The organism is Wolbachia pipientis (assembly GCF_001752665.1).
Classification (GTDB): Bacteria; Pseudomonadota; Alphaproteobacteria; order Rickettsiales; family Anaplasmataceae; genus Wolbachia; species Wolbachia pipientis_A.
In genome coordinates this window covers 154,179-160,844 of record NZ_MJMG01000001.1, presented here as the reverse complement: position 1 = coordinate 160,844, position 6,666 = coordinate 154,179, and the positions used below count along the sequence as shown (strand labels likewise).

At 30.8% G+C, this 6,666-nt stretch carries 8 protein-coding genes and 1 pseudogene; 2 read left to right on the top strand and 7 right to left on the bottom strand.

Annotated features, from left to right (window positions below):
• The 5 genes and pseudogenes from BIY23_RS05360 to BIY23_RS00810 all read right to left on the bottom strand — a co-directional run.
• Positions 1-390 (bottom strand): annotated as a pseudogene (locus BIY23_RS05360) (hypothetical protein); the annotation flags it as partial.
• A gap of 113 nt (positions 391-503) precedes the next feature.
• Positions 504-980 carry a hypothetical protein gene (locus tag BIY23_RS00825; RefSeq protein ID WP_070064847.1) on the bottom strand — a complete coding sequence of 159 codons (477 nt, stop codon included), beginning with the start codon at positions 978-980 and terminating at the stop codon, positions 504-506.
• A gap of 11 nt (positions 981-991) precedes the next feature.
• A complete protein-coding gene (locus BIY23_RS00820) occupies positions 992-1,465 on the bottom strand; it encodes a F0F1 ATP synthase subunit B family protein (protein ID WP_070064667.1) in 474 nt (157 codons plus the stop codon).
• Between the two features lies 1 nt (position 1,466).
• Complete coding sequence (locus BIY23_RS00815; RefSeq protein WP_070064666.1) at positions 1,467-1,685, bottom strand: F0F1 ATP synthase subunit C; 219 nt, start codon at positions 1,683-1,685, stop codon at positions 1,467-1,469.
• 63 nt (positions 1,686-1,748) lie between these two features.
• On the bottom strand, positions 1,749-2,468 hold the full coding sequence (locus BIY23_RS00810) for a F0F1 ATP synthase subunit A (RefSeq protein WP_070064846.1): 720 nt from the start codon (positions 2,466-2,468) through the stop codon (positions 1,749-1,751).
• 283 nt (positions 2,469-2,751) lie between these two features.
• On the opposite strand from BIY23_RS00810, the gene BIY23_RS00800 reads away from it, so the two are divergent.
• The gene (locus BIY23_RS00800; RefSeq protein WP_070064664.1) at positions 2,752-3,801 is read left to right on the top strand and encodes a UDP-N-acetylglucosamine--N-acetylmuramyl-(pentapeptide) pyrophosphoryl-undecaprenol N-acetylglucosamine transferase; all 1,050 of its coding nucleotides are present in this window, start codon (positions 2,752-2,754) and stop codon (positions 3,799-3,801) included.
• A complete protein-coding gene (locus BIY23_RS00795; RefSeq protein ID WP_070064663.1) occupies positions 3,788-4,474 on the top strand; it encodes a 16S rRNA (uracil(1498)-N(3))-methyltransferase in 687 nt (228 codons plus the stop codon). The genes BIY23_RS00800 and BIY23_RS00795 overlap by 14 nt, the downstream gene beginning before the upstream one ends.
• On the opposite strand, the gene secD is transcribed toward BIY23_RS00795, so the two are convergent.
• Positions 4,464-5,978 (bottom strand): protein translocase subunit SecD, encoded by a 1,515-nt coding sequence (gene secD / locus BIY23_RS00790; protein ID WP_070064662.1) that lies wholly within the window; start codon positions 5,976-5,978, stop codon positions 4,464-4,466. The genes BIY23_RS00795 and secD overlap by 11 nt on opposite strands.
• The coding region (locus BIY23_RS00785; protein WP_081326512.1) for a peptide deformylase at positions 5,975-6,666 on the bottom strand (692 nt) is incomplete at its 5' end. The genes BIY23_RS00785 and secD, both read right to left, overlap by 4 nt.

The window sequence follows — 6,666 nt, the reverse complement described above, 5'->3', positions numbered from 1 at the left end:
ATTCTTTACTTTTGATAACACATAAAGATAACACCAATTTGGGTTAGACTGACTTGGTTTTTCAACTAAAAGTGCAGACCTTATATCATAAGTATTTGCAAAATTCTCTATTTCTGTTTTTACAGCCAAATATGCACTAATTCTATTTACACCAAGAATATACCGCAATACATAGTCTTGGTCTGTATTATTAAGCACTAGGTACAAAGGTACTTTCTTATGAGCAGCAAGACAGGCTTTCATATCAGAAACTGTGCTACTATTTTGATGCTTAGCAAAATATCTTTTATTTAAAGCATTATTTTTAAAATATAATAATATAATGCCTTCCTCACCAATACAAAGCATGAATTTGCCTTTAGGTTTTAAGGTTGTATATTTAACTAACATTAAATTTATGTCTACAAGATTATTTACACAAATTTCCGCAGAAAATATATTGTATTTTTAAAATAGATTTCCTATAGCAGCTTTTGAATTTCCTTATTATTTCAAAAAAGTAGTTAATGCAATTTCTTACTCAGATCACGTGAGAGTGTAGTTATAATCTCACTATTACGCTTACTATCCTTCTGTTTATTCATAATCATTCTAACATTATTAGCAGCAATGTTCGCTATATTTGCCTCTAATTCTTCCTTGGCTTTTATAATCTGATCAGCAGCTTGCTTGACATTAGCTGTAATACCATCATTTAATTCCTTACCTAATTTTTCTTTGTTTTCTGTAACAACACCACTATATACTTCTTTTAAAGCTTCCTCCATTTCTTTCACTTCCTTTATGAGGACATCATAATCTTTCAAAGCACTTTTATAAAAACCCAATACTTTATCTTTGAATTCCTTCTCATCACAACCCAAAATACTATTTTTTCTACGCTTTCTCCTTAAGGTACCACCTACCATTTTTTTTAATAATCCACATGACAAAATCACACCTACAAAAAATGCAATAGCAATAATTAATGAAGTAGACATAAATTCCCCCACTAAGACTTTTTAGACAGCAAAAATTTTCCTTTCACAACTTCAGAATTGGTCAATTTAGCATAATAGATTAGAGCAATATTATCTGCTATTTGTTTTAATTTACTCACATGCTTAACCTGAAAGTTTTGTGTTTCTTCTTTAACAAACTGAACCATTTTTTTATTCTCCTCCTCTAATTGACTTTCAACATCTGCTTTCATTTTTTCTATCTGCATAAGTGCATCAGACATGGCATTCTTTATTCGCTCTTCAACTTGATTTAAAACTTTATTATATTGTATGACCTGACTTTCTGCACATTCAAGAATGTACATAGCACAACTGAAATCATTTAATACTTCTCTTCTTCTATTGAACATGATTATCTCTAATTTTGGTAGAAAAATATGATTAACTACCAAAAAAAGTAAATAGAAAGATATAAAAAACCAAAAAATTTGTGAAGAAAAAGTTAATATATCAAGCTGTGGCATACTACGCAACAAATATTAATAACAATGCAAGAATAAACGCAAAAAGACCCATTGATTCAACTAATGCAGCACCTGTATATACATATTTTTTCATTTTATCTTCCGATTCTGGATTCCTTGCCAACCCATTTAACATTGTAGAAAATATATTCGCTACACCCAATCCAGCACCTAACATGCCAAATACACTTAAGCCAATCGCAATAAATTTAAAATCCATTATAACCCTTCTTGTTTTTACACCTTAAATACTATTATACACCATACACAAAGTCAACTCAATTTATTTTACTGCATCCGACAAATAAACACATGTCAATGAGGTAAATATATAAGCCTGTAAAATGGCTACAAAAACTTCAAATCCTATTAATGCAATTATGAATAAAAATGGTATTGGGGCAATCAGTATATGCATATTTGTGATAAAACCAGCTATTACTTTAATAATGGTATGACCAGCAACCATATTTGCAGTAAGCCTTATTGATAAGCTGACAGGTCTTGCTAAATAGGCAAAGAGTTCAATCAAAATCATCATAGGTGCAAGCCATAATGGCGTGCCATGCGGTAATAATACACGCAAAAATTTTATTCCTTTTTCTCTGAACCCAACAACTGTTATATAGATAAAGACGATCATTGATAAAGTAAAAGTAACAATTATCTGGCTTGTGACAGTAAAACTATATGGAAGTATACCTATTAAATTACATGCTAAAATAAAAATAAAAACTGTAAATATTATTGGTATATGATTTAATCCTTGGCTGCCCGTATTACTTTCTATAATTGAAACAACAAAATCATAAATATATTCAGCCGCTGCTTGTACATATTCGGAAGCCTTCTGCCTGACACTTAATAACAAAAACATTATAATAAGTACTACAGAAATCATCATATAAAGTGATGAATTAGTAAAGCTTATGTCATACCCTAATAATCTAGGTAGCTCTATAATTGTATATACTTTAAACTGATCTAACGGGCTTAATGCCATTTTCATCTTAACAATACATAAAGTATTATATGCTTAAGATTAAATTATTCAAGTTTTTTAGATTTTCTCTGATATTTTTTTGGAGACTGTAAAGTATCAAAATGAGGTATACCAAACCGTAATAAGTGAGCAAAAGCTGTATTTTTAACAATACATTTTAACCACTTAAAAAAACTGCACCCATATTTTAATGTCTCTTTAGCAGATTTTGATCTCTTTACGTCAGGCATTTTATTTTATACTCTTAAGGAAAGTATACATTAAATTTGTTAAATAATAGTTTATGGTAGACATTATTCTAGCAACTGGCGGTACAGGAGGACACATATTTCCAGCAATTAATCTAGCTAAAGCACTAAAAATACAGAATTACAGTTGTATATTACTTAGTGATAAACAGATTCATGGTATAGAAAATTATGTATTACCTTTATGCAGACCAAGTACACATAAGATTAAATTTTACTTTATGCTGCTGTATAGTTGCATAGTAGCATTACATTATATAAAATTGCTAAAGCCTAAATTAGTTATAGGCTTTGGTAGTTATGCTACTTTCCCAGCACTTTGTGCAGCTAGTATGCTTTCTATACCTGTAGTTTTACATGAACAGAACTCTGTTCTTGGAAGGGCAAATAGGTTTTTCTTTAAAAAAGCAAGACTTGTTGCAACAAGCTTCCCTATTACCAAATATGCACAAAATTATAAATGTATTTTTACAGGCAATTTTATTGATCTACAGATATTAAAAATATCTGCTATCACTGATACTACAGAAAATTTTAATATACTGATTATTGCAGGAAGCCAAGGAGCAGATTTTTTTGATGATACCATAAGTAGGGTAATATGTACATTACCAAAAAAACTACTACAAAAAATTAAAATAACACAACAATGTATAAGCATAAATTTTAACCATATTAAAAGTTTATATCAACACTTAAAAATCAATTTCGAGTTAAGTGAGTTCTTTGATAATATGGAGCAAAGGTTAGCGAATGCACATTTAGTTATCAGCAGAGCGGGAGCAACTTCAATAGCTGAAATTACACTTGCTAAGCGCCCTGCTATATACATCCCTATACCTACTTCAAAAAATAACCATCAATTTTACAATGCAAAACATATTGAAAATGCAAATGCAGCTATCCTGATAGAACAGAATAGTGAAACACAACACAGATTAATAACAGTACTTATAGAATTATTAAAAGACTCTAAAAAATTGTGCATAATGTCCAATAATACTGAAAAAACAGGCATAAAAAATGGAATTCCAGAATTTCTAAAAATATTAGAGCCATTGTTAAAAACTGATGCAAAAAATTAGACTGTATATTGAACAACTTTTATCAGAAAACACTATCTTAACGCTTAATCATAAGCAGAGTCACTATATATATAACGTTATGCGTCTTAAATATTATGATAATATTTTTCTTTTTAATGGCAAAGATGGAGAATGGTCAGGAGAAATAATTAAACAATCAAATAAGCTAGCTCAAGTTAAGTTAAAAAAGTGCGTTAAAGAGCAGCAGCATGAAAAAGACTTATACCTATATTGTGCTGTTGTAAAAACTGCTGCTCTCAACAATATAATCAGACAATCAACAGAAATGGGAGTAACTCATATTCAGTTTATCCTAACGCAGCATACAATAGTAAGAAATGTAAACCTTAACAGAATAAAACTTCAAGCAATCGAAGCAGCAGAACAATGTGAAAGAATAAATATACCTGAAATTCTAGCTCCAATTAATTTTTCTGATCTCGCTCAACTGCAAAACTACAATTTTATTTTGTGTGACCCAACAGGTATATCCCCAGAAAATATCTTAGAAACCAATGCTATTATCATCGGACCAGAAGGCGGTTTTTCACAAGATGAATTAAATTTTGCTAGCAGTTTTTGCCAAAAAATCAGCCTAGGTAAACAAATCTTAAGAGTCGATACAGCAGCCGTTGTTGCACTTGCGCTACTGAATACATATACTACAAAGTAAGCTTCTGAGGATCAATAAATAAATCTATCAGTAGTTTTGTCACAGTAATTGCAGAAAACATTGAACATATAATCCCTATCGACAATGTAACAGAAAAACCCCTGATTGCTCCACTACCAATAACAAACATTATACCTGCAGCAATTAAAGTAGTAATATTTGAATCTAAAATAGTCCTTACTGCATTTCTAAAGCCTTCTTCAATAGCACGTATTACCCTCTTCCCAGATTTTATTTCTTCACGGATACGTTCAAAAATCAAAACATTTGCATCCACTGCCATGCCTACAGTAAGTGCAATGCCTGTAATGCCAGGTAATGTTAAAGTAGATTCAAGTAATGTTAGAATTAATAATATAAGTACTACATTAAAAAGCAATCCTATAGAAGCCAATACGCCTAATTTACCATAAGTAATGATTATAAATAAAGACACTGCTATTATAGAAATAACAGATGCTATTTCTCCCGCTTGTATTGATTGTTTTCCAAGACTTGGACCGATATTCTTTTCTTCTACCACTTTAAGTGGAGCTAGCAATGCCCCTGATCTTAAAAGCACAGCCAATTCATTAGCTTGTTTCTCGGTAAAATGACCGCTGATTTGCCCCTCTCCGTTGATCATAGGCTCACGTATTATCGGTGCAGTTAAAACAGTATTGTCCAGTACAATTGCAAATGGCCTACCGACATTTTCTCTTGTAATTTTTGCAAATTTTTCACTTGCTATTTTATTAAATTTAAAATGTACTCCTATCTCATTTAAGTTACCAAATCTCACTGATGCATTAATAAGCGCATCACCACCTATTTCAGTCTTACGTAGTACATGATAAAAATTACCAAAAGCATCTTGCAGCAAAACAGTAGTTTCATGATCTATATCCTGTATACGTTTTGCTCGCTCATCCAGCAAATGAAAAGAGAGCTTGGCAGTTTTACCAAGAAGAGACTTTACCTGTTCGGTACTTTCTGCCCCAGGCATTTGTATTAAAATTTTATTCTGTCCTTGCTTCTGTACGCTTACCTCTTTAGTGCCAAGTTCATCCATACGTCTATGAACATTATAGATTGAATTCTTTATTACACTATCAATTAATGAATTTTTAGAATGAGGTTTATATGTAATTAATATTTTAGAGTCTATTTTGTGCAACTCTAAAGCTTGGTCTATTTGATTAATTAATTTTGTTATATCATAATCCCTATCCAAAATAACAATCACAAATTCGCTATCATTCTGTACTTTACATTTAATGTTTTTTGCTAATAATACTCCTTGTAGCTCATTCGCAATGATACCCAATTTTTCTTTAAAATAAAAATCCAAATCTACATCGAGAAGTAACGATGCTCCCCCTTTTAGATCAAGACCCAAATTTATTCTTTTTTTGGAAACAAAAAGCTTACTATCAACAAAATTTGGCAGTACAACATACAAGGATATTAACAGCAGCAACAGTATTAAAACAGATTTTATTACAAGACTATATGAGCGCTTCACGTTTCATTACTATATAAAGTTGTATCTGTTGTATATGGTAAAGCCATCAGATTATCATGTAAAAATTTATCTTCAGGATGATTATGTAAATATTGTTTTAAAGCATCATTATATAATTTATTATTTATTAAAAATTTTCTACATTTTGCTAAGGTTTCATCACTAATAAGGCAAGGTATATCGTCTACTACATGTTCTATTATCTTACCAAGTTCATCTCTTTCCATCTCTTCTCGATCTAAATAAGATTCCTCTGCATGAATATAACGATCACCGTTAATATAGCTATTTACAGTATCCACATAAGTACCACGTGTAGCTAAGTGATTAAATTCATGTTGACAAATTATTGCTGCCATACCAGTATACTTCTTTACTTGTAATGTTAAATCTTCTGAAAAAAATGCAATTAGAATCTCCTTATAAGTAGATACTTTAGCTGGGCCTATACCAATAGCGCTCAAACACCCGTGATAAAAACCTACCTTTTCACTGCTATATCCAACTATTAAAGGATTTATAAATGCTTCAAATAACACATCACTATAGTAGTCTTGCCCATCTATAATAAAAATAGAATAAGGATTTGTTGCACCGTCTTGTTTGGGATATTGGTTATGTGCAAGCCCAATTCCACATTTTTCTATAGATATATGCATATTTTTAACTATATTCTTAACAACTAACT